19 protein-coding genes and 1 pseudogene are annotated in these 23211 nt (G+C 52.6%); 7 read left to right on the top strand and 13 right to left on the bottom strand.

Translation table 11 applies throughout. The annotated features are described in order from the left end of the window. The 6 genes and pseudogenes from D8U73_RS19820 to D8U73_RS19795 form a co-directional block, all read right to left on the bottom strand. Nucleotides 1–299: pseudogene (locus D8U73_RS19820) on the bottom strand (hypothetical protein); the annotation flags it as partial. Between the two features lie 457 nt (nt 300–756). Further along, complete coding sequence (locus D8U73_RS19815; protein WP_130905507.1) at nt 757–1119, bottom strand: NUDIX domain-containing protein; 363 nt, start codon at nt 1117–1119, stop codon at nt 757–759. Nucleotides 1120–1149: 30 nt separating this feature from the next. Further along, nucleotides 1150–1677 (bottom strand): serine acetyltransferase, encoded by a 528-nt coding sequence (locus tag D8U73_RS19810; RefSeq protein WP_130905506.1) that lies wholly within the window; start codon nt 1675–1677, stop codon nt 1150–1152. Between the two features lie 102 nt (nt 1678–1779). Further along, the gene (locus tag D8U73_RS19805; RefSeq protein ID WP_130905505.1) at nt 1780–2106 is read right to left on the bottom strand and encodes a hypothetical protein; all 327 of its coding nucleotides are present in this window, start codon (nt 2104–2106) and stop codon (nt 1780–1782) included. A 497-nt stretch (nt 2107–2603) separates the two neighbouring features. Further along, nucleotides 2604–6245, bottom strand: coding sequence for a transporter substrate-binding domain-containing protein (locus D8U73_RS19800; RefSeq protein ID WP_130905504.1), 3642 nt, complete (start codon nt 6243–6245; stop codon nt 2604–2606). 38 nt (nt 6246–6283) lie between these two features. Continuing rightward, the gene (locus tag D8U73_RS19795) at nt 6284–6919 is read right to left on the bottom strand and encodes a response regulator transcription factor (RefSeq protein ID WP_130905503.1); all 636 of its coding nucleotides are present in this window, start codon (nt 6917–6919) and stop codon (nt 6284–6286) included. A gap of 909 nt (nt 6920–7828) precedes the next feature. On the opposite strand from D8U73_RS19795, the gene D8U73_RS19790 reads away from it, so the two are divergent. The 4 genes from D8U73_RS19790 (at nt 7829) to D8U73_RS19775 (ending at nt 10138) form a co-directional block, all read left to right on the top strand. After that, complete coding sequence (locus D8U73_RS19790; RefSeq protein WP_130905502.1) at nt 7829–8146, top strand: DUF2388 domain-containing protein; 318 nt, start codon at nt 7829–7831, stop codon at nt 8144–8146. Between the two features lie 190 nt (nt 8147–8336). Then, nucleotides 8337–9011 (top strand): DUF3313 domain-containing protein, encoded by a 675-nt coding sequence (locus D8U73_RS19785; protein ID WP_130905501.1) that lies wholly within the window; start codon nt 8337–8339, stop codon nt 9009–9011. A gap of 138 nt (nt 9012–9149) precedes the next feature. Beyond that, nucleotides 9150–9353 carry a carbon storage regulator gene (locus tag D8U73_RS29240; RefSeq protein ID WP_177434418.1) on the top strand — a complete coding sequence of 68 codons (204 nt, stop codon included), beginning with the start codon at nt 9150–9152 and terminating at the stop codon, nt 9351–9353. 338 nt (nt 9354–9691) lie between these two features. After that, nucleotides 9692–10138, top strand: a complete 447-nt coding sequence (locus tag D8U73_RS19775) for a YMGG-like glycine zipper-containing protein (protein ID WP_241667816.1) — start codon at nt 9692–9694, stop codon at nt 10136–10138. 412 nt (nt 10139–10550) lie between these two features. Here the strand turns inward: D8U73_RS19775 and D8U73_RS19770 are convergent, their stop codons facing one another. Together D8U73_RS19770 and D8U73_RS19765 are read right to left on the bottom strand one after the other, a co-directional pair. Beyond that, nucleotides 10551–11186 (bottom strand): DUF1120 domain-containing protein, encoded by a 636-nt coding sequence (locus D8U73_RS19770; RefSeq protein WP_130905498.1) that lies wholly within the window; start codon nt 11184–11186, stop codon nt 10551–10553. A gap of 317 nt (nt 11187–11503) precedes the next feature. Then, on the bottom strand, nt 11504–13150 hold the full coding sequence (locus D8U73_RS19765) for an EAL domain-containing protein (protein ID WP_130905497.1): 1647 nt from the start codon (nt 13148–13150) through the stop codon (nt 11504–11506). Between the two features lie 646 nt (nt 13151–13796). On the opposite strand from D8U73_RS19765, the gene D8U73_RS19760 reads away from it, so the two are divergent. Continuing rightward, nucleotides 13797–14606: a winged helix-turn-helix domain-containing protein gene (locus tag D8U73_RS19760; protein ID WP_177434419.1), complete on the top strand. Its 810-nt coding sequence runs from the start codon at nt 13797–13799 to the stop codon at nt 14604–14606. After that, the gene (locus D8U73_RS19755) at nt 14585–15082 is read left to right on the top strand and encodes a hypothetical protein (protein ID WP_130905495.1); all 498 of its coding nucleotides are present in this window, start codon (nt 14585–14587) and stop codon (nt 15080–15082) included. The genes D8U73_RS19760 and D8U73_RS19755 overlap by 22 nt, the downstream gene beginning before the upstream one ends. A 189-nt stretch (nt 15083–15271) precedes the next feature. Here D8U73_RS19755 and D8U73_RS19750 read toward each other — a convergent pair whose 3' ends face one another. From D8U73_RS19750 to D8U73_RS19730, 5 genes are all read right to left on the bottom strand, one after another. Further along, nucleotides 15272–16501 carry a hypothetical protein gene (locus tag D8U73_RS19750; protein WP_130905494.1) on the bottom strand — a complete coding sequence of 410 codons (1230 nt, stop codon included), beginning with the start codon at nt 16499–16501 and terminating at the stop codon, nt 15272–15274. After that, nucleotides 16488–19109 carry a fimbria/pilus outer membrane usher protein gene (locus tag D8U73_RS19745; protein ID WP_130905493.1) on the bottom strand — a complete coding sequence of 874 codons (2622 nt, stop codon included), beginning with the start codon at nt 19107–19109 and terminating at the stop codon, nt 16488–16490. The genes D8U73_RS19750 and D8U73_RS19745 overlap by 14 nt, the downstream gene beginning before the upstream one ends. Before the next feature lie 6 nt (nt 19110–19115). Continuing rightward, complete coding sequence (locus tag D8U73_RS19740) at nt 19116–19874, bottom strand: fimbria/pilus periplasmic chaperone (RefSeq protein WP_130905492.1); 759 nt, start codon at nt 19872–19874, stop codon at nt 19116–19118. 30 nt (nt 19875–19904) lie between these two features. Continuing rightward, complete coding sequence (locus D8U73_RS19735) at nt 19905–20447, bottom strand: fimbrial protein (RefSeq protein WP_130905491.1); 543 nt, start codon at nt 20445–20447, stop codon at nt 19905–19907. A gap of 109 nt (nt 20448–20556) precedes the next feature. Continuing rightward, nucleotides 20557–21135 carry a fimbrial protein gene (locus tag D8U73_RS19730; RefSeq protein WP_177435539.1) on the bottom strand — a complete coding sequence of 193 codons (579 nt, stop codon included), beginning with the start codon at nt 21133–21135 and terminating at the stop codon, nt 20557–20559. A gap of 326 nt (nt 21136–21461) precedes the next feature. Between D8U73_RS19730 and D8U73_RS19725 the strand changes: the two genes are divergently transcribed. Further along, nucleotides 21462–23204, top strand: a complete 1743-nt coding sequence (locus D8U73_RS19725; protein WP_177434579.1) for a ShlB/FhaC/HecB family hemolysin secretion/activation protein — start codon at nt 21462–21464, stop codon at nt 23202–23204. Nucleotides 23205–23211: the final 7 nt, after the last annotated feature.

The raw sequence follows: 23211 nt of genomic DNA, 5'->3' as shown, positions 1-23211 counted from the left end.
TGGTGATGCGAGCCTTGCCAGTCCTTGACCTGGGCGCTGTGACAGCCTTGGCATTGCTGTTCGTCGACCATGCTGGCCGGTGCCAGGGCGACAGTTTTCGGTTTGACCGGTTGTTGTACGGAAGGCTTGCTCGGCGGCGCGTAACTGACTGGAACCGGCTTGCTGCCATACAGAAGCCAGCCGATGCCCACTATCGCCAACAGCAGCATGCCGATGAAGACGGGAAACAGGTAGCGGTTGATTGGGATCGGTGGCGAATCGGTTTTTGCAGTTTTCGTGTTGTTTTTATTTGTCGGCATTACGACTTCCGTAGTCCAGGTTCGCGTTCAGGCTGGTTCAGCTTTGTTGTGAGCCTCCAGCAGTCAAATGAACGGTCAGACTGCGTGGACATCCGATCGAGCGGGTTCTCACTTCCGACTTTCGGGCTAGCAGCGCTAGGGCCACCCGGAAATTCGCCAGGACCATGTTGGAAGGCCGTGCGTTGTAAAGATTCATCGATACCACTGAACACATGATATAGGTGTCAGGAAAACCCTCTTTAAAGATAGGCAGGATGAATAAGCCTGGGCGACGAGGTATTCGTAATTTTAAATCTCTGCATGATGTCGCACCTGTCTGCGCACTGGCGACGAACGAGGTTTAAGCATTGACTGCTCTTGTCATTCTCACTGCTCAAGCAGTCCGGACCGCGTATAGCATCCTACGAACGAGGCAAGAGCGCGACAAAAAGGAAATTTTAGTGCGCGCATAGTCGCGTCACAGGCGACGCACAAATGACTTAACAATTAATTTAGTGGCATCGCTTGCGTCCAATTCATTCACTTTGTCTAGTGCCAGCCACATACACTCAGTAATTTCATGCTGAGGTGCGGCGAGCCCTGCGTTTAAGGGGCAGGCCTCAAAGACATAGTGATGGGTATGACGTGCTTCGTACTCAAACATGAGAAGAAACGTATCTGCCTTCAATCCTGTTTCTTCTTTGAGCTCTCGTGCCGCCGCCTCTGCGATAGTTTCATCCGCCTCAACTTTGCCGCCAGGCAGCCCCCATTTAGCTTTAGGTTTTCGAACGAATAAGATGTGCCGATCACTTTCGCAAATGACGGTCGCTCTGACTTTCATTTTTCCGTCACTTAGAAGGCAGAATGGCGGTTAACGTGCATTGTAAAAGATGCTTCCCGACTCGATGCTTTTGTTGACCAAGGTCATTGCGCCGATAGTGACATCGTCACCGATCACCAAGTGATCACCGATAATGCAGCTATTAGCGCCGACGCTAACGTTGTCGCCGATGGCTAACAGATAATGATCCAGCCCTAACGTCTTGATACCAATCGTTGTGTTTTGGCGGACCAAAAAGTTCCGACCTATACGAGCATGCCCTGAAATCACCACCCCAGGAAGGTGAGCGATCCTAAAACCGAAGTCAATTTGCGCATCAATGCCGATATCAATACCGTATTTAAGATTTATCTTTTTTATCAAATGTTTCGCATAGCTGCGTGACATAGCGTTGCCAGAGTACAAGTACTGAGCGAGGCGGAAGAGAAACAGATACCGAAGCGAGTTGTGTTTTACTGCACGCTGGATGATGTTGGTGATAAGGCCAATACGACTTCCAGGTTTTTTCTTGTTCGATACCTCTAAAGTCCAGTGCAATATCAACGTATCGAGGTTCACAATCAAGCTCCTGGGCAAGGGTCTCAATGGGGCGCTAACGGCCTTGGGTCGAAAGGGGGATACGCTTTTAATCCATGGCCGAACCCGTGACCTCGCCCGTTTTTACAGACAATTGTTGGGAGGCTCGTTAGAGGGATGGGTAAAAAGTACAAGCAGGCCAAGGTTGACCCCACCAACCACCCATACCGCGGTGATGATGAGTGCTTGCGATTCAATGCTCGCCGATTCCGCAGTGGATAATTCATAAATCATCCATCCGCCCATCATGGGATTAAAAAAAATAAACGACCACTTAAAAATACGTCCAAACACTCCTCGTTTTGGAATGCGTAACACGTGTTGGCAGCCACTACACGTCCAGGCTTTATCGCTTTGGTGAAGGCCGCAGCCGGGACAACTTATTAATGCCATCCCTTTTTCCTCTTTCATGCAAAAACATAACACCAAACCCTAATCCCATATCAATTCATTCTGGGTTGGCTGTCTGTAGGTATTTCCTTAACATTGACGACATACTGACTGATCGAGGGAGGCGCTTCGATTGCCAGCTAGATCGGAGTAGACACTCTGACAGAGCGTTTGCTGGGCTGATTGCAACTTAAATCGATGACGCTCCTGCGGGCATCAAGGCTTCTCTAGAGGGGAGGAACGTACAATAACAGACTCGGCCCGGTACGTCCCTGCATGCCAGCTTATAAGGAGTTAACTTAGAATGGCGCATGCCTGCCTGCACTCGCCAAAGCTGAACGCAGGGGGGGGGGGCGTTGGACGCTTGAGCTAGCAGGGGCTCAATAATCCTGCCGCCCAGTATTGCGGGGCATCGACATAGAACCCAACCGACGCCCCGACATTCATATTGCTACCGCTGTATGGCTGGCGTTACGACGCTTTTTTGCGCGCTCACGCTCCAGCGGTAAGCCCTGAACTCAGGCGTTCATGTATCCTGCCACGGCCTCTTGCAGTCGCTCTATCGCCGTGCGCACCTGGATGGCTCGCAATGTCGCTTCCTGCTCGGTCAATTCCTGGCGCAATCCCTCCTCATAGACTTTGGCTGCCTCGATCAGTCCCTGAGCCCCCACCATTCGCGCCGCACCTCTGACACGATGAACCACGCGTGCCAAATCGAACCAGCGTTTTGCGGATAAATGCTCATCAAACCGTTGAAGGTCTTGACAATTATTAGTGTACAAACTGTCAAGCAGCAAACGCGCAAGTTTTGGATCACTGCCCGTAAGGGAGTTGAACATATCCAGATCGAATATCGTGGTCGCTGAGCTTTCAGTAGAGTTTATTTTCGTCATGGTTAACAACGGATCGACTGAGGCTTTTTCCAGGCAGGCTCTAAGCATGTCTAAGCTGACAGGCTTAAACAGGCAATCATCCATGCCCACCGCCAAGCACCGTTGGCGTTCTGATTCTTGCGCATTAGCAGTGAACCCTACGATAAAGCGGGGAGCACGGCCGCTATGACGCTCCTGCTCACGCAGGTGTCGAGTGAATTCATAACCATCCATGACGGGCATATCACAGTCGGTAATGACGACATCGAAAGTCTCGGCTTCCACCAGAGCAAAGCCCTGTTGCCCATCTTCGGCCTCTTTGACCGTATGACCGAGAAAAACCAGTTGTTGACCCAGCAATAAGCGGTTGGCCGGGTGATCATCGACCAGCAAAACTCGCAACGTTGACCGCTTATTGGTTAATAGCGGGCGAGGCTCCGGATGACTAGCGCTCAGCGCGGGTGCGCTGAGCGTCACGGTAATTCGTGTGCCTTGCTCTGGCGTGCTCGCTAACTGCAAGTCGCCTTGCATCATCTCAACCAGTTGCTGGCAAATCACCAGCCCTAAGCCGGTACCACCCCGAGCACTGGCCTGTTCATGGACTTGGCTAAACGGCTGAAATAGCTTTTGCAGATTGTCTGAGGAAATTCCAATGCCACTATCTTCCACAATAAAGGTCATCTGCAATTCAGCCTCTACCTGGCGCGTGTAGAGAGACACGCGAATCCCTCCTCGGTCAGTAAATTTAATAGCGTTACTCACTAAATTAGACAGTACTTGCTTTAAGCGACCGCCATCGATCCAGGCCTCATTTTCAGACTCCAGTTGCAAGTCGGTCTCCAAGTACAACCCTTTCTGGCGCGCCAGTCCTTGAAAGACCCGCTCCACCGATTGCAGTATTTCCTTGGGACTGTTGCGCTGCGGCTCCAGCACTAGTTTCCCGGACTCTATTTTGGATAAATCTAAAATATCCCCTATCAGTAACATCAGCGCCCTAGACGAGGAGTAGGCAACCTCGATTGAGGGCCGATCCCATGGCTCATTCTTGTCAACGCGGGCTAACGTGAGCTCAAGCAGACCGATAATAGCGTTGAGGGGGGTTCGTATTTCATGGCTCATTACAGCCAAAAAGCGGCTTTTGGCCTCACTGGCTTGCACGGCCTGATCGCGCATGTCTTGTAGTTGTCGCAGCAGACGCTCCGTTTTTGACATGTCAATCCAGCCCATGAGTAAACCTACGCTGCGCCCGTTGATATCTTTATGGGGCACTGTCCACTGACGATAGCTGCGCACCTCACCCCGAATCTTTAATTCCACCTGACGCATGTCGGGTTCGTTGTCGCGCAATAGCGTTTCATAATCGTGCGCCTGAACGTTGACCTGAGCGCCCTCTAATCCTTTAACTTCTTCCCACTTGCGACCAATAACATCAGACGGCTGTAAACCAAAAACCTCATAAAAAGCGTCGTTACACAATACAAATGCCCCGGTCACATCGCGCATTACCACAGGCTGGGGGAGACCATCTAGAAGTGCTCCTCGAAAGGCTTGGCGCGCCTGCTCGGTCCGACTTTGGATGCGTCGATACACCGTATAGACAAACCATATTAGCAGTACTCCCAAAACGCTAGCTGCAATGAGCACTGCCCAGTGTAAACGCCGCTCATAGCTTCCCCAAATATGGCTGATCGCCGGCCGGCTCCCTTGCCATCGCTCCAACAGATTGTTCACCATTCTGGGTTCAAACTGATCAAACGTAGCCTCTATGACACCTAAGAGCAGAGCTTGGTCCTTCGCCACCGCAAAGGCTAACCCCGCTTGATGCTCCGGCAAGGACGTCACGACACTTAAGGTTTTGGCGAAGTATTGATTGATCAGATAACGCGCCAAAGGCAGCAACACTATCGCCGCATCAACGTCGTGATTGGCCACTGCGACCAGGCTTTCCAGGGGGCTATCGGCTTCGTGGATCTGAATATGCGGGTACTGTTTATGCAGCCAAGCGATGATGGGTGAGCCCCGTGTCAGCGACACTTGCTGAATCTGCGGGTCAGCCAGACTATTGGGGGTGATGCCGCGTACGCCGACCAATGCAAAACTGCTGGTTGCAAACGGCTCGGTGTAATTGCTGGAGGCCTGAAGGTCAGCCGTGAGTAGCACAATGGGTGATAGGTCCGCCTCGCCATCAGCGAGCATGTCAAGACTTTCGGTCGCTGTGCTGCGCTCGATCACCTTGAAGCGCAAACCGCTACGCAGTCCGACTTCATATAACAAATCTGCGACCAGGCCGCTAAAGTTGCCATCATCGTCAAAAAAACTGTAAGGCGGAAGTGCGCCGTTAACCACCACACGCACCTCAGGGCGAGTCACCAGCCAACGTATCTGCTCCGGGGTGTAGGGTGTGGCGCGCAATGAATCAAAACGCGGGCTTCCGCCCCAGTTGGACAGAATATCCGCCTGGGTCACTTGAGGGACCTGCGCAAGAACTCGGTTAAACAGCGTCACTAACAACGCATCATCCGCCCGAAACACAAAACTGTAGCCCGGTGCTTGTACTCCCGTTAACGGACGCATACGTAAATTAGGGAGCTCACCTAGGCCCATCTGGTAAGCAACGGTCACCGCATCACAAACCGCCCAATCAGCATGCTTATATTCCACAGCATGCAACGCCTCGCGCACGGAGGAATAGGGCTGTAATTGCACATTGGGAAATCTTGAGTGTAATTCGTCAATGGGGGCATACCCGTCCACCATGGCCATTTTCGATCGAGCGTTCAACAGACGGCCTGCGATGCTTTCATCGCGACCGACCAATACCGGTTGATTCACTGAGTAAGGAGCGGACAATAAAAGGCCTGGCAATTGGGCTTCGTAAGAAGAGCCTGAGCCCAGCACATCTACTTTCCCTGCTCGGAGTGCTTGCAGTGCACTTTGACCATCAGGGTAAGTCTGTATTTCGACGGTTAGACCTAAACTACTGGTGATGATTGATAAATAATCAGCCATTAATCCTTTAAGTTTATGTTTGCGCAATATGGATAATGGACCGTAGTCGTGCTCACTCACACCAAGACGGATCACTCGGCGCGTTTGTAACCACGTCAAATCATCTGCGGACAATTCGAGCCTGATCAAGGGCAAGTTAGCTTGCGGCTCTAAATGTAAGCTTTGCGCGGCTAATACCTGCTGCATGGAAAAGCAACAGCTGAATATGAGGAGTAACACGCGATAGCGAAGAACACTCCGATTGCCGTTGAATGAAAAAAATCTGCTACGAATCGACATAGGGACTCCTGTCCTCGAACGGATCGTTTGCGCATAGCTCAACTCCACGTCAAGCTCCGACCAAAGCTGATCAACTCATCATTGCCAGTCATGCCCAATTTAGCATTGAGGCGATTGTTGATCTTCTGAGCATCGGTCGCGGTGATCATTAAGGCTGATGCAATACTGTCGTGACTACCGCCCAGAACCAAGCAGCGAAGCGCGACAATCTCGCCGTCGGACAAATCACTAGCGACGCCGGCGGTGGTTTGGTAGGGAAACAGCATTCGTCCCTCCAATACCTGATTAATAGCATTCAAAATCAACGTAACGCCGACGTTTTTGCTAATAAAGCCTTTAGCGCCCAGGCGAATGCAGCGATAACTGTACACATTAGCATCAAGGGTGCTTAACACGAGTACCGGTAACGAAGGATGCTCCTCACGCAATCGTCGCAAGGTAGACAATCCCTCCATCAACGGCATATCCAGATCCAGCAATATCAAAGAGGGGGAGCAGCTTTGGGCAAGGCGCAAGGTCTCAACGCCGCTGCTGGCCTCGCCGGCCACTATGTAGCCTTCACGAAGCAGGCGCATCGCTAATACAGTACGAATGACTGGATCGTCATCGGCAATCAGAATACGGCCTTCTGGTCTGGGACGGACCTCTCTAAGTTGATTCCTTTTTCTGTACATGAGGCAAAACCTTGTGGCTGAGTGGGTATTTGAGTCAACGCTAATGTTCCAATTCAAATGGCGACCTATAAAACTCTGGGGCCGGGCGGATTTCCGCAAAGCAGCCAGCTCTCTCGCAGTGATGTCACAAGGCCATCATTGATGGCCAGGTGTCGCATCGTAACGTGAATCAAGCTTTTGTCACCAGAGCAAAACTCAGACAGTTCCCCCTGAGTGCCGGTCCGTGACGTAGTTTTTCAGGAGAGCTATTGGCGGTCGTTTAGCGCAGTGGGTAAAGTGCCATCGCAACGCGCAATTACGTGCGACACAAATCATGCTACTCGCGTAAGCCTTCCCAAAATGCAGGGTGCCTGCCCGATTATGCGTAGGGCTTACCTGATTCGAGGATTAGCAGCAAACAGCGGATCCTCACTCCAGCGGCTGGATATAGGTACAGTTTTGCGGGTGACTGTGGTGTTGAAGTGACATTTTTCATTCAATACCAGGCAGGATATGAAAGGGGGCGTTGCAAGACCGCAGCCTCTAAAACTCCTTATCGGCGCGCACAGGCACGCGGCAAGGCCCCTGGCACAGCCGGTAAGGATCGCGAGGGGAGTTCATGGGCTATCCGCAGGCACGCTCGTATAGAGCGTGGTCTGACTCGATGGGTGGCCAGATTGCGGATTGCCAAACCGCGCCCGAGAGTTCGGTTGTCCATCTTTATTTGCAGGATTTACCTACAGCCACAGCGCGGGTTTTTGACCTCTAATCGCTCAGGTCATTTAACTATGGTCTGTAGATAACGAGCTTAAGAATGGCGGCATCTGCCAACCACAAGTTCCCCAGAGCCTCCCATTCTGTTCACTGGCGTCGATAGAAGGACGTATTTGTCCAGCGACCAGTCTACTTTTACCTTTCACAGGAGCCCCTATGCTTCGTTTCATCTGTTCAGCAATGGCTGCTCTACTGATGGCCATGGCGGCAAATGTCCAAGCATCCAGCATGGTCAGCGCCTCCATTTCCGATGCTGTAAAAGCCACGTCCAATGTCACCTCCAAACTGTCGTCCTCGCTCAAAGACAACAAAATTGTACTTGCCGCCCAAGATGATGCAGCCAGTTTTGTGGCTACCGACGGGAGCATTCGCGGAGCGCAGCTGGAAAGTGCGTTGCAATACATTCGTCACTCCACACCGGAGCTGAGCTCGCTGAGCGACGTCGAGTTGGCTCGCGCCATCCTAGCGATCTAACAGTGATTGCAGGGTCATATTGATGGTCACCACAGTGCGCTGTAGCCGCTGATCTCTCCTGGGAAGACAGTCTTTTCGCGCCCCCTCAGGAATGACTGGCGCCAGTCGCTGCCACTTGATGGCAAGCGTAAGCAGGGCTCGTTTTACTGCAATCTCGTCGTCCTTGATTTTGTCCAACGGAAATAACCAGATGAACACCTCTCGAAAGCTGTTGTTTGGCATGGTATTGAGTAGCTTACTGCTCGGCGCTTGCACCTCCAAAATTACCAGCAAAACCCAGTACTCCGGTTTTCTAGAAAATTACGAGGATCTGCACACCGTCACTACGCCAAGCGGTGAGGAATCCCTACGTTGGACCAGTCCATCATGGGATCCGGATGCCTACGACACAGTCGTTTTCCAGCAACTGGAATTGTTTCCGTCACCCAAGCCCAATGAACGCGTAGATCAGGCGACTCTCGATCAGTTGCAAGCCTACATGAGCAAAATTACTAAGAAAGTTTTGAGCCAAAAGTACCACTTGCTCGCCAATGTAGACGCAGTCCCGGCCAATGCTCGCGCTCTGGAGCTTCGCGTTGCGATCACGGGTGTGAGTGCCTCCAACGAAGGCATCAAATGGTATGAGGTGGTCCCGGTGGCTGCGGTCATTAGCGGAGTGGGCGCCGCCACTGGCCATCGAGATCAAAATACCGAGCTATATCTTGAAGCCGAGTTGATCGACATGCAGACCTCGCAAACCGTGGCCAAGGTCGTGCGCAAAGCGTTTGGCGAACAGCTTAAAAATGCCAGCCAGCCGATAACCGCGCAGGCGTTCAAAGGCGCGATCAGAGCGCTTACCAACGATCTGGAAGTTTTCCTTCGCTAACCCATTTAAATGAGTCCTAGTGAGGAGCTGCGCTGGCGAAGGATGATCAATCGACCTTGGTTAAGCCCCTGTGGCGAATCCCGTTACCGACTCCTCGCAATAAGACAACGCTGTGAAAATTCTCTTTTGGGAGCAAGTATGCTCAAGCTGGCCCGGCTTCCCGGTGAGCGTATATTCATCGGAGATGACATCGTGCTTAAAATCATCAGCACCGACAGTCATACCGTTCAACTTAGCCTTGAGGCGAGCCCTCATCTGCTGATCGAGAGTGAAACCTATTTCTTAGGCGATCAAGATAAAGGCAGGCCGGAGGTGCAGGCGAATGAACGGTCGGAGGGCTAATGCGCCTACTACCCAGGAAGATTCGTCTGACTCCCTGAATTTTTCGTTACGCCCCCCATCACGACCTCCAGAATCGTGCTCCCGGGAATGGGTCTGTCAGCTAGCGGCTCTGGGGCTAGCAATGCTCGCAGGGGCAGGCATCGGTTTGCTTTCAGCGGTTATTTTTTACCAACTTTTAAGTCTTTCTTAGACCGACATCACCGCCCTCTAAACACCGTATTTGCAGCGATCGAGCCCTCTTCGGGCGATGGCTTTAACTCCACCTCCGACAATACCGAGCTCTAACAAGAGCCGGCTGTGCAGCCTTTCACAGGACGCTAATTATGAATGTATGTGCCATGACCGTATTCGCGGTCAGCTTGATTTTTAGTGTGACAGCCGGGGCAGCGACAGTGGTTCCGCTGAAAAATCAAAGCTCAGAAACGATTCAGAAAGACACGGGCACCTGTCGCACCCAAGCCAATGACCAGCATCCGATTTCTACCGATGTCGCCATTGGCGGGCGAGTTCGAGGAGCGGCCGTCGGTGCCGCGGCGGGTGTCACAGCAGCGCAAATCAAAGGGCATCAACATGAGCGTATCTATGATCAACTCAGTCACGACACACAACAAGATTATCGTCAAAATCACGCGATCAGCGCTGCGACGGCGGGAGCTATAGTCGGTGGTGCCCGCCAGCGGCACCAACGCCAACAAGCCATGGCTGCGACCGACCAGGCAGTAAGAGCCAATAACTCGGTGTACAGTGCGTGCCTGCAGCAGCGCGGTTATGAGGTTCTGCCATAGTCTCGCCCCAGGTTATCCAATAACCGAGCAAATTGGGTCGCTGCCTCGCAATCCGCTGGCGAGTACCCGCCGTCTAAAGCCGTTTATGGGGTTCCGCGCCTCCTTCTGCAGATCATTTTGCCATCCGTGTTATAACCATGTTAGGCGCCCCCGTGCGAGGGCGCACTGCTGACGGGGTCGCAGAAACTGGCATCAAGCGCCCTATACAAAGCCCTCCTGGGATGAAACACGACACAGTTGCCGTTACGATAATGCATTGCCACCGGGTGCGGACTCCCAGTACAAGTCCCTAAGCTCAATAAGTGTCGAGCCGATGCTCTATCAAGCTGAGGCGCTGGCCTAACAAGCTAGAGCTGACACAATTTGCAGGAAATCCATTACCTGGCCGCTTCCCGCTACAACAACACGGGTCTTATAGGTAAATCAGCTCGAATGTGGCAGAGCCATCGAGGTCTATTGTGCTACTGGTATCCAAAGTGTTACGCGGCTGAATATGATAGGCCACTGCAATTAGACTTGATGCATTTGTCACCGCCTTAGGCGCGGTGGTCGGGGTTGTCGCGGAATCAAAGGCATAGGTATTCGAGCCTGATGCATAACTCTTAAGAAGCGCGGCCGAAGCATTAGCCCAGGTACTACCATTATCCGTCGAAACTTTAACTAATCCTGTGGCTGAATCCGCTAGTATAGTTTGGAGCGCCATGTCGTAATAGCCTATAGGATGACTTGCGCCATCTAATCCCAATCCAAAATGATCAGGGGCAATCACCGATGACGGCACGGTGGCAGCTCGGTTATCGACTAATCTAAAACCCGCATAAGAGGGGGCTGCACAGGTGATACTTAGCGTTTGGCTGACTCGCTGAGGGGCATCCGAGACGCCTGTCGGAGCCAAGACAATCTCGCCAAAATCGATCTGACCATTGCCCGTCATAGCAATATCGCAAGCGGGCGGCGAGATGATACCCGTCACGGTAATGTCAACAGACGTAGCCGCCACAGCGGCATGCGTTAAAAGGCACAGTGGCAACACCAATAGTCTTTTCATAGTTGCTTCCAAGGAAAAGTAAGTGAATCCAGTTGGATGTGACTTCCTTGCTAATAACGACGTAGCTGAACATCAGAGCGCACCAGAAAAAAGCCCGAGCAAACCCAATCTGTTTAATCGCGCTCTCTAGATTCAGTAAGCGCCATTGCTCTGGGCTTTTCTGTAAGGCAATACTGAAAAATGGTCATGTAAGCAGCCAAAGTGGGTGTCCACGGTTTTAGTTCCGGCGCTGGAAAATTACCGTGCGATACCGGTACACCGCTACTTCACTTGCAGGTAATAATAGGCGCCGAACCGGACCTTTAATCCATTGCACGTCAGAGTGCGGAGGACCCCGCTGCACGCTGTAGCGCGAGTTGGCGAGCAGGCAAAGCGGGGGAGTATAACCAGCCTTGCGCCAGCGTGACTCCAGCCTGGCTAAGCAGATGCGCCTGCTCTGTGAACTCCACACCTTCGGCTACGACACTGTATTGCATCGTTTGAGCAATACGCAGCACTTGTCGCCACATGGCTTTAGATGCGTGACAGCGGTCGAGGGTTAAGAAAGAGCGATCTATTTTAAGAATGTCAATCGGCAGGTGCTCTAAATATGCCAGATTAGAATAGCCAGTGCCAAAGTCGTCAACGGCGATACGATGCCCAAGTTCTTTTAATCGCCGCATCTGAGAGGCTGCGGCATCCTTGTCCAGCACCACGCTTTCGGTAAGCTCAAATACAATCACTGCAGCAGGGACATGGTATTCACGGAACAATGCACTGACAAAGTCAGCAAACTGGCTGTCTGCCAAGTCCTCGGCAGATAAATTGATGGTGATGTACAAACTGTCGCAATATTGAAAAAAAGCCGCATATTCCTCAGCGACCCGTCGACATATCCAGCGAGTCAATTCATTGGTCAAGCCGCAGCGCTGAGCCTCGGCGACCACCATGGCTGGACTCAGTGTTCGTCCCTTGACGCTCCAGCGTAATAAGGCCTCGGCACCGCGCCAATCCCCCGTGCGCAGATCGACGATCGGCTGATAATGGAGGTTCAAACGATTGTGGCGCATGGCCCGTGAGAGCTGAGCGGCAAGCGACAACTGATGCCGATAAACATAGCGTCCAACCTGCACAAGCCCAAAGCTCGATATGCCGCTGCCAAACAACACGGCGAGAAATATCAACCAGCGCGTCTGGTTAACCTCGGTCGCTGGCTCACTGATGACGCCGAGTACATTAGGCCATGGCGTGGCCAATGCGAGGTACCAGGCGTCTTTATGGGCTACCAACTGCCCTACGGGTGGCGGCCGGCCAATGGCAATCGGGTCATCGTCTCGAGCCATCACCACGTGCGCATCGCGCCCATCGATGAGTCGGTAAGCTCGGGATGAAAAGCTGGGTAGGCCGTCAAAAAACAGGTCCTTGTTCACCCAGACAAACGCCTTATCCTGGGCAATGACAATATAATCCTGGTTCACATCGTCGGTGAGTAGACCTGGAAACCAATACTCGCGTTCTCTGCGCGGATAATAAGTAATTGCTCCTCGGTGCGGGAGAACGGACCGGGCAAGCGGGTAGCCATAAGATGAGCAGACTGAACCGTCGGGCATCAGCAGGGCTGCTTCATACACGTACCGGTCAGCTCTGACCGCCTTGGCCAGCGCCTGGAACACTGAGGCCGTACAGCTTTTATTCGAGGCGCTTAGTGCGCTCATGGTCGTCAAGACACGATCGACCTGCTCATCGATCTGCTGAGCACGCGCATGAACGTCAAGAGCTAGCTCGCTCATGCCGCGCACCGTTTGCATCTGCGTCAATCGGTCACTGATTAGCCAGATCATCGCGACCACAGTCAGAGCGCCGGGAATCCACAGCGTCAATAACCACCATCGTCTAAGGGCTGCGCCTTTCATTGAAAGAACGCCACTGGACAGCAAACCACTGTCCGAAGCCATAACAGCGCACAACTTTCGCAACAGGTTCATTTAGGGTCCTTGATTGCGATCGCTATGCAGCGAATCCGCAGATGGCCTGAATTCGCTCTTGTGAGGCGCACTGATTGGGTGCGCACAGGTCTACCTGATGGGGCGACACACCGAAAAGCACAACCTAATCCGGCAGCGACGAAGAAACTCCTGCTTGTAGCGCCATTGAACCGCAAGTATTTTTGAATCGCTGTAGGGAAATCCTGAAAGGCGGATGATGAGGTTTATCGACGCCCATGGCTAAGCTCAATCCGAGCCTCAACTCGCCCAGGTACAGGCGCAGTCTGATCAAGACACCCGCTCTCACTCATGCCTGACCCTTTCCTCATCCGCCCCACGGCGGGCTCACTGCGCTTAAAGATCATTGATTGACGGGCGTGACGGAAGTGACGCCGCCTCCCAATTCCTGCACGGCAGACAGAGTGGCTAGAGCCCGCACTAACCCTCAGTTGCAGGATTACCCTACAGCCAGTTATCTCGTCTGTGCAGTTCAATTTAAAAAGTAAAAATGATCGGTTCAATCGCCACGACACACGGCAGAGCGTCAATGAGCGTTATGCACCATTGCCCTTGGGTGGCAACCTCACTTTCTCGATGTTATCGACGACGAGGGCACTTCATAAGCTCATCTGACGGGAGTTCCAGCATGAACTATGTGTTTCGATTAAAGCGGGGAGAAGTGGTGACCTTTGACCCGGAGTACTCCACATTGTCCATTCTGTCACCGAACGAAACAGTTGATCACCATACCCTAGGCAGGGCTGAATCACGCCTGCTAAGTTTTTTGTTGAGCGCGCCAGGCAGTGTTAAGAGCAGGGCTGAAATTGTTGAGCACGTATGGGATGACCGTATTGTCGCCTCGGGCAGTCTGAATCAAGCGATTTTTTCACTCAGAGCCATTCTCAATGACAGTCGCGAACATGAGATTTTGATGACCGTTCCTCGACGAGGATATCGCTTTAATCGTCAGTACGTCATTGACGATGCAGGCCATATCGGTGACACCGAGGACCTTCCGATACGCCCGACGCCTTCTGAGATGTTATATCCTCCAACAGGGATTCCCACGCTGTTATCGATGATGCCGCCCATGAGCAATCGCCGAAAGTTATTGCTCGGCTATGCGGTGGTGCTGCCTTTGCTGGTAGTAGCACTGGTTCAAGCACCTGAAATCGAGGAGTCCAGAATTCAGATTACCAACGCCTACCATGACAAGGTGACATTGCATTTTATTGCTGCCACGCGCGATAAGGCATCAGAATTTCAACATATGTTTGCTGCTGATCAGGCCAAACTCCCCGTTACGTTAAAAGGTGAAGTCTGGCTTCTTAGCAGTAAAAATACCTATGCCGTCTCATGTATTCGCGCCGATGGCAGCACGTCAAACTTAAAATTCGACCACAACAGTATAAAACCGATGGAGGTTGTTCAACAGTGCCTAGAATCCGCGCTCTGAAAGCCTTTTTGTGCATCCTGATACCCTGGCTAGTGCTGGCGGGATTGGCTTGTATATGCGCCGCACTTTTTTATACGTCGCTTGCCGCGCGCAAATACAACGGAGAATATCAAACCACTTTTAAACAATTACGACCCACCGCCGAACAACTGACTGAAGAGTACCTGACGCTCAATCAGCAAATGTTTACTTTAACGGAAATCCATCAAGTCGACGGGACGACTCATTATGAGACTTTTTATGCCGACGTCCTCAACACCCACCCCCTCGGTGGGCAGTTACAAGTCAAAAACGTAATGACGGACCAGCGATCTCGCTGGACCCCATACCAAGAAAATGCTGAGCTCATCGCGAAATATCAATACGCCACCCAACCTGGCGCGATCCTTAACTTTCAAGTACTCAGCGCCCCGCATGGCGAGGCGCTGTGTATGTACATCTATGAGTTGAGTCGTTTGCGCTGCATGAACCCTTAACGCCGACGAAGCGGAGGCTGATCCAGGTGCGAAGCACTATGAGGGAGGTCGTCCGCTTCGTGCCCCAAGCGGATATCTCCTTTTCCTCCAACGGCCCACACTCTGCGTCCGGTGCGTCTTGCTCCAAGAGAGTCAACCCTACCGACTCCGCTTTTCCCTCGTCATGACCGTTGCACCATAAGGCTACCCTTAAAAGATATTAATGGTGAACGCATAATTCACCGAGAAGGCGCCGGGCACCAGGGGGGAGCCATTTTTGTAGTAGCGGAACGTGATGGGGATGTTTAACACCTCGCCATTGAATTCGTTGTTTTGCAAGTATTGAGTCTGGAAGGTGGCGCCGTCGTCACTGGAATATTTACCCGTTAACGGCGCGCCAGGACCTCCGAGCGGTTGATTCGGGTAGGTGACCCCAAATTGGACGGGCACGCCTCGCATCAATAATTGTATGCCCAAGGTACTGTCAGCCGTAGGTAACGCAACGCCATCTTCCGGCCCCGGAAAGGCGGTGTTAAAGGACACCTCGGGTAGACTTTGATTGGCGAGAGCCTCACAGGAAAAATACCATCCAGTTTCTTTTTGGCTGGTGCTGATAGGCCCCTGATTGCCGACGGCATTGAAGTCAGTGACATTGACACTCTGCATGGTGACCTGACGACCCGTGTTAGCGCCTCCAACACTGCCGACCTGGCACGCCGGGGTTTTCACCACCAAGCTTGGAATGTTGTTGGGCGCAGTGTTGCTGGGTCGCAAGTTGGTCGACACCGGGTTTCCGGCATCAGACGTCAGCTGACCGAGCGTCATGTCATAAATTTTGAAGGCCCCACCGTTGCTCACATTCAGGAACGTTTCCACCCCGGGAGTCGCCAAAAACGGTCCGGTACGCATCCAGCTGGCGCGCAGTGTGAAAGGCAAATAAGTCACCACGCCGGTGGGGTTGACGTTGGCGGTCGGCGCCGCCACAACAATGGAGTTCGCTATCGGTCCATTGACTTTTCCCGGAAATTGCAACCGCAACCCCACGCCAGGCACATTGCTCGGCACGATGTAACCGCTACCGCTGGGCAAGGAGCCCGGGGGCGCCACGAACAAAATTTCGACTTTATGCCCAACCGCGGTGGACGCTACCGAGCAGCCACCGAGCGAACTCGTTGGAAAGCTGATGTCGGTCATCAGGGCGTTGATCGGAAGGGTCGCCGCATCCATCCAGGACGGAGGGCCGTTGCCGCCGGTGTCGATATTAAAAATTGAGGACAAAATGAAGGGACTGTTCTGGCTGACACTCCCATCCGTGCCGTTGAGGATGATCGAACAGCCCGCGGCGTATGCGGTGCCGGACGAACAAACCATGTACAGGCCTAACAGGACCGCTCGGCGTGATATCCATTTGAGGGAGGAGGTTTCATTATTTTTGGACATGGGCGGTACTCAGCGCGAAAGGTTCACAAATCCCTGTGGCTTGGGCCATGGCATTCATGCCCTTAGCCGTAGGCGCTTTCTTCGTCAACGTATACTTGATCACACAGCCGTCGGTTTTATTCAGCGCAATGAACAACTTTCCGGTGGACTCAATGCCGCGGACGAATATGTGACCGCCTTGCCCAACATAACCCACGGTACTGCCCGCGGGGGCATCTCTCACATCAGCCCCAAAAGGCAGCGGCGAGCCATCACTGAGGGTGGCGGTGATCAAGCCGGATGTTTTTTGTGAGGTATTGAATTTGACCCGCACAATGGCCCCGGACGCAGGAATAGTCTCATTACTGGTGGAGTCCAATTGCACATCGGTCGACAATCCCAATGGATCGAGCTCGACGCGATTACGCGCATAGGGGGTTAAGGTTGGCACGACGCCGTAACCGCTATCACCGACCTTGGTGCCGTACCCATTGATGATTTTTGCCTGCGCTGCATCCTTGGCTTCCACCAGCGCCACGGTTTGTCCCAGGCTTTGGCTCAAGGTAATGCCGTCAGCGTGCACAAGCATCCCGCCGGAAATACCGGCGTTGGTCTGCGTATACCCGTCACCTTTAGTGACGCCGAGGTTTACATTGGCCAGCGCACCTTGATAGGCGCCGTTCAGGCTCAAACTGCCACTGTCACCACTATTGCCCAAGGCTTGACTGGCAGTAGCACCGTAGGAGTAGCGTCCATCAGCGCCTGCCGTACCTGTCAGGGTCGCTTGGGCTTGGCCATTGTTATTGTCATCGAAGGTGTTGCGACTGGTTAGGTATTGGCGATTACCGCTGTCCGATGGAAAGAGTGGCATGGTGAAACTCAAGATGTATTGAGTCGTGTTAAAACCGTTTTGATTGAGGGTGCGATCGATTTCGAAGCTGTAATTAATGTTTTTAAACGAGTTGTTGTAGGTCATTTGATACAAGCTGTCGGTGCCTGAACGATTCCAGTAATCGCGCGTTTCGCCGTTGAGATAAAGACTGCCCCAGCCTTCACCCAACGATTGCGTCAGGTTGACGCTAAACCGGCTTTTTTGTTTGTCGTTGACCGAAAATACCGTGCTGTCCCTGACGCTGCCGCCCGCACGCCGGTTATTCTCGCTCTGCACCATATCGCTGAATGACCAATAGCCTTCAGTCGAGTACCGATAGCTGGACAGGGTAATGTTGGTCTGGGTAGCGTCCAGAAGCTTGGAATACAACACGCGCACACTGCTGCCTTCATTCGCCTGCACATCGTCCAGAAGGTTTTTTGCGTAGGTAAAATCAGCTGAGAACGCGCCAATGGGTGTGTTAAGCGCGCTGCCGAAGGCCACGGAGTGATAATCCTCACTGGCCAACACACCACCGTAGGGGGTTAGGGTGTTATTCAGGCCGTAGGTGGTCGTAAATTGAGCGACCTTAGGCGTGTAATCATCCAGTCCAGGGCCTTCCGCCTGGCCAATGGCCGTGAAATAGTTAATTTGACCAGGGCGCAACAACTGCGCAGAAGCCGAATACGGTACGGTGTAGGTACGACTTTGCCCATCAGCTTCGGTGATAGTGACTTCAAGGTCACTGCCGTAGCCCACCGGCGCCAAGTCGCGAATCTCAAAGGGCCCCGGAGCCACAGAGCGCTGGTACAAAGTCATTCCGCCTTGGGTGATGGTGACCTTGGCGTTACTGTTGGCTGTCCCGCGAACCACGGGGGCATACCCTCGTTGCGAAGCCGGCCGCATGCGCTCATCAGTGGCCAACATGGCGCCGCGAAAGTTATACGAATCGAAGACCTGGCCATCGGTATAAGTTTCACCCAGTCTCAAGGTTGAGCCCAGCGATGGTACATCCGTTTCGGCATAAGTGCGTTGACGTTGGTAGGTCTGAGTGTCCTCATTGCGACTCAAGCTCGATAATTGCCGAAAGCGCCACCCACCATAGTTAAAACCGGCGTCCAGTTGTAAAAAACCGTCGGTCGTTTGTTGGCCTTGGGACTCGTTGCTAAACAGGTTAAGGGCATAGTTCAACCGCCCCGCGGTGATGCCATCGTCCCACAAAGAGGGATCGATATAGTCAAGCGGACGCTCCGCCAAATAAAGTTGGGGAATCTGTATATCCAGGCGCTGCTCGTTCAGATCATAACGGGATGAAGCCCCGGGTATGATGGCGCTGACAGGCTGGCAGGGCGGTACGGGGGCATCGACCCCCGTTACCCACAAGCGTTCTTTGGGATCTAATTTCGTCATATCCAACGCAAAAATACGCATTTGCAAAGGAGTTAAACATGCCGTCGCATTGGTACCGTCAGCCCCTGCGGTGAACAGAACAGTCTGCTCTTGGTAGAAGTTATCATTGACATAAAACTGTACCGAGTAAGTGCCAGGCGATACGGGGTTGCCCTTGGAAAAGCGCGACAGGTCAACATGGCTTTTTTCAGCCTCGTTGCCCCACAGCATGCGCTGGTCAAATTCCACATCAGCATATTGAGGTTGAAGGTCGGCGTGCGCCGCCGCAGGCAAAATCAATAAGGCGCTGAGGGCCTGAGCACAATACAGAGGGCCTTTGGGAGAAGGAGCAGTAATTATACGAGCCATGATGATTTAGTCTGCCCGACCATGATAAGGCAGGGCTGTCGCTTTAAGTTCGGGGGTTCCACCGTAGTCATTGACTGGAAAGTAGGTAACCGTACTGGACGGGTTCGAAGTTTTAGCCCCTACAAGCTTGAGCACCGCTTGTGAGAAGGGAGCCACCATGATGCCTTCGACAGTGCCTGCGTCGCCTTTAGCTCCCAACTCGACGCGCTTAAGCGAGACGTTAAAGGCGCTGGGGTTTTTCACCAGTAGTCCCCCTGGTTGAGCCTGCCAGACCAATTGTTCTGGCGCCGCCGCTGCGCTGCCTGGTAAGCCTTCAGGACGGAAAAATAATTTGATACGGGTACGCAGGGAAAACTGCAGATAATTGGCGTCACTGGTGTCGCCGGCGGGCTTGGCGGGAATTTCAAGGACATTCAACCAAAACACCGATTCACGATCGGTGGGAACCGGTTTGCTCTGGGTATAGCGAACCCGTAAGGCATGTCCTTTGTCGGGATCCATACGGAAAATGGGGGTCAAGATAATAAAGGGGACGTCGATCTTTTCGGGGCTGGACTTTTCATCTCCGTCATCAATCCAGGCCTGCACCAAGCGAGGGGCTTCGCCTTTATTGGTCAGGCGCACCGTCACTTCCGCGGCCTTCGCTGGATAAATAACGCGCGTACCATCAATCACGATTGATGCGTGAGCCGTCGACATGCATAACACAGCACTTAAAAATGTCATCAACCAAGTAACGAACAAACGAGTAGGGTAGCGGTACATGGGTGTTTCACCGATGTTGGGCCCAAAGGGCTAGAGATAATTAATGACGTAAGTGAGTGCACTACTGACCGCGCCAGCGCTGGCGGCGGCAGTCGCGTAATATTGAATATAAAAAGAAAAGTTGACCGCACCTGCGGTTGGCGCAGTGGGCGTCGCCGCGTTTTGCGAATCGCTATCCAGGCTCAAGTTCACCACCCCTGAGTTACTGTCGAGCAGCTGCAGCTCAACGGCGCTCGCAGGATTTGAACTGGCAGTATTGTTGAGTCGACCTTGAGGGGTGATGGTGCTTTGCGTGTTCTGAAAATACGGCACTACCTCACCGGTCGAACTGCAATTAGTCAGATTGAGTGTAAAACTGGTTTTACCGTCTACATTGCCCACCGAAGCAAGTTTGGCCACTGTGGTGGGAGGAAGGGCAACGGTGGCGTCCGTGTTTGCGCCGTTGATTCGCACTTCACAAGTTGACGTTTTAAGTTCACCCAGGACAGTGACGGTCTGTGTATCCGCCAATGTGACCAACGGCACCAACAGGGCGAGCACTCCCCCGCCGCGATGATAAATAGGCCGCTTCATATAAGTACTCAGCCAGACATTGCGCGGGCATCGGCGATGACCGCAAACAAAGCCGACGTTCCCTCCCAATGAGCGGAACGCCGACAGGTTCTACCTAACTGACTGGAATTCAGTTGTAGCTCAGAACATATTCCAGTTGCGAGGTAACCAAGCCCGGAGTGGACTGGCCGGTGGCGTAGTACTGGGCGTAGTGAACCAGTTCGGCAGTACCGGCACCGGCTGCGCCAACGATAGTGGCGTTGGTAGTGTTCTGCTGACCATCTGGCTTAGACAGGTCGATTGGTTGCAAGGTGTCATTCAGCATTTGAATCTGAACGTTAGTGGCACCACCGCTCGCAACGGCGGTCTGGTTATTCAAACGACCATTGACATTAATGATTGGCGAAGCCTGCCAGAATGCATGCACGGCGGTGGCTGGCGTGCCGGTGCCACCTGCTACCAGACCGCAATTGCTCAGGTTCATACGCACAAATACGCGACCAGTGACATCCGCCGCATTGGCCAAGGCGCTGCTCGAAACGCGCGGCAAAGTAACAGTGGCGTTAGCGGTGCCGCCGTTAACGGAAACGTCGCAAGTGGTATCTGTCACTTCTCCAGTGAAATCGATCACGCCGGTATCGGCAGCCATTGCTGTTTGCGCCATTGCCGTCGCTACCACTACGCTGGCCGCGAATGCAAACTTCTTCATGCTAATCATAAAATAGTCTCGTCGAATTTAATAAAACAAGGGGTTTGAACTTAGGCCTTAGCGCGTAAGTGTCTAAATGGTAGGTCGCCATCGACCGCGGCGGAAGTGATTGGTGTAAAAAATAACAATATTTAAGCCGATTAACGCCAGCGGCAAGAGGGCGAGGCGTGTTTGATTATCTAAATAATAATAAATAACAATTTTTGATTCTGGCGAAGCGCGGTTTCTGTTTAGGATTTCTATGCATTTCAGTTCGACTGAACATTGGCATGATCTTGAAGCGTCTTACAACAACTATTTATTATTTTTGGTCGCGAGGAGCCGCCATGAGTTTATTGGAACGTAAAGGACGCTTTATTACCTCAGCGCTTTTACTCCTAATAGCGATCCCTCCTTCATGGGTGATCGCGGCCCCTCAACAGGCCCTGCCGACGAGTCGGGAGCAGGATCAACAGAATAAGATCTATCAAGACGCTATGATCAAACGCGCCCTCAATGAAGCGCGCCGTAGCCCAGAAGGCTTGGTTGATGAGCCCGATCAAACGGTTGAGCCCGCAGGGATTCGTGGCGGACCGAGCTTCATGATTAACCACATTGAAGTTGACACGGGTTTGTTTCCTGCTGACGCGGTTGAGGTTGACGACATATTGCAGCGTTATACCGGTCGTAAGCTCGACGGCACTGACGTCTTCTACCTAGTGCGCGACATCACCAATCGCTACAGCGGAAAGGGCTTTTCGACCACCGCAGTGAAAGTCATTCCCGGCAACATGAAGTCCGGACTTTTAACGCTGGTGATCGATTGGGGGTTGGTCGAAGGTTGGCTCGTCAATGGCAATGCTCCTAGCTCAATCGCGGAAAAGATGATGACATTCCAAGCGATGCCGGGTGTCATCGGCAAACCGCTTAATATTTTTGATCTGGATCAAGCGATTGAAAACCTTAACAACGGCGCCAAGCGGGCCACCATCGATGTCGTGCCGTCGGAACGCGCGGGTTATTCGCTTCTGAATATTGTCACCACCCCAAGCAAGGCCAATACCGTTTCGCTCGGCATGAATAACTCCGGCGTGAATTCTCCGAGCAATGGGCGCTATCAGTATGTTTTAACGTCCAGTTTGAATGACTTGTTGTTGGGTAATGACTCGCTTTCGGTGTATGGCAATGGCCGGCGCTTCAAGGATGACGAGCATAAGTCGGAATATTCCGCCGGGGTGAATTATTCGTTTCCGGTGGGCTACAGCCTTGTTGAACTACGCTACAGCGACTCTTATTACAGCAATATACTGTCGGGGAATTTCGGTGATTATTCCACCCATGGCGACTCGCAAACTTATGACATCAAGCTGTCGCATACGTTGTGGCGGGACACGAACACCAAGCTTTCCGCTTACTCGCAGTTAGAACGTAAAGAAAGCGCGAACTATTTAGAAGACACGTATCTAGAAGCCAGTAGTTTACGGTACAACGCGCTGACCATGGGATTACAAATGGTCAATAAGCTCCAAGGCGGAGTTTTATATGGCGACTGGAGTTTGACCCAAGGGCTTTCGGCGTTTGGCGGTAGCGATGCGGCTTTCAAAAAAAATGGCAAACCCACCAATGTGAGATTGTTTGCTTTTAACACGGCCTGGTCAGGTGGGCTTCAACTTTATGACCGGGATTTTGAGTACGCCATGCATGTCGGAGGCCAGTATGCCAAAGACAGTACGGTGACCACGTACAAGCAAGGTATTGGTGATGAATACACCGTGCGTGGGTTTCAAGGGCCTGCTTTGTGGGGAGATCGGGCCATCTTCGTCAACAACACCATAACGCTGCCCATTCAAACAAATTACGGCAATTTTGCCCCGTTTGTAGGTTTGGATGCAGGTTACGTTGATGAAATTTATGAGGAACCGGGATATGCCGAAGACGCCACTATTGCCGGTGCAAGCATCGGCACGCGCCTGAACTGGCCTCACGCCATGCTCGGGTTCACTTTGTCCCGCCCGCTGCTTATCCCCGATTTTATCCGATCCAATACGTCGCCTTACATCACGTATGTAAACGTCAGTATTTTCTATTAATGCGAGT

Origin of the sequence: Pseudomonas sp. Sample_22, from assembly GCF_004307635.1 — a bacterium.
GTDB lineage: Bacteria > Pseudomonadota > Gammaproteobacteria > Pseudomonadales > Pseudomonadaceae > Aquipseudomonas.
Note: the sequence above shows the minus strand (reverse complement) of the source record. Positions and strands in the feature narration are given on the sequence as shown.